Source organism: Pseudoalteromonas sp. S4741 (assembly GCF_005886135.1).
Taxonomy (GTDB): Bacteria; Pseudomonadota; Gammaproteobacteria; order Enterobacterales; family Alteromonadaceae; genus Pseudoalteromonas; species Pseudoalteromonas tetraodonis.
Map to the genome: position 1 here is coordinate 1 of NZ_PNCN01000246.1, position 283 is coordinate 283.

Here is a 283-nt window from a genome sequence, read left to right on the forward strand (position 1 = left end):
TGTTCATCTCGAAAGATTGAGTCATGTGTCACTCCTGTTTTCTTAATATTACTGAAATGACACAGATTTCTAAACACTACCCAAACAAATAACGATTAGCTCTCAACGGGTAATAATACTGAAATATATCTTTGCGCCCAATTGGCCAATTCAACTCTATTACGCGAATTAGTTTTTTTAAATGCGCTATAAAGGTGAGTTTTAACAGTGTGGTCGCTAATGTTTAGTTTGTCCGCTATTTTATTATTACTCGCTCCTTGTGCTATTAAATGAATAACCGACT

General features: G+C 34.6%; 1 protein-coding gene. It reads right to left on the reverse strand.

The features are described from left to right. Window positions 1-95: 95 nt before the first annotated feature. On the reverse strand, window positions 96-283 hold a 188-nt coding region (locus CWC30_RS18010), incomplete at its 5' end, for a response regulator transcription factor (protein ID WP_138627769.1).